Below are 512 nucleotides of genomic sequence, written 5' to 3'. Positions count from 1 at the left end.
GCGGGCTCTGACGCGTTCGGTCTTGAGCGACGAGAAGAAACTCTCCATCGCGGCGTTGTCCCAGACATTGCCTGATCGGCTCATCGAGCAGGTGATGCCATGATCGGCCATCAGGCGCTGGAACTGGTCAGCGCTATATTGGCTGCCACGATCCGAATGCTGCAGCACGGACCGCGGGCTGCCGCGCCGCCAGATCGCCATGACCAGTGCATCGGCGACGAGCTGCGCCGTCATGCTGGCGCTCATCGACCAGCCCACGACGCGGCGCGAGAACAGATCGATGACCACGGCCACGTGGAGCCACCCCTCGGCGGTCCAGATATAGGTGAAGTCAGCCACCCATTTTTGGTTCGGCTGCGTCGCCGCGAACTGGCGGTCCAGGATATTGGGCAGCACGGCAGCCAGTTGCCGCACACCGATGTCTTTGGGCAGGCCGCGGCGGCGCGGCCGCGCCCGAAGCGCCTGCTGGCGCATCAGCCGTTCGATCTTGTGCAGCCCACAGCAGAAGCCCT

General features: G+C 65.2%; 1 protein-coding gene. It reads right to left on the bottom strand.

The genetic code is table 11. The annotated features are described in order from the left end of the window. Positions 1-512 (bottom strand): IS3 family transposase (locus tag GT007_RS22110; RefSeq protein ID WP_160123829.1); only part of this gene is annotated, 512 nt, incomplete at both ends.

It is taken from the genome of Rhodovarius lipocyclicus (assembly GCF_009900765.1).
Taxonomy (GTDB): domain Bacteria; phylum Pseudomonadota; class Alphaproteobacteria; order Acetobacterales; family Acetobacteraceae; genus Rhodovarius; species Rhodovarius lipocyclicus.
This window is presented reverse-complemented; position numbering and strand designations above follow the sequence as displayed.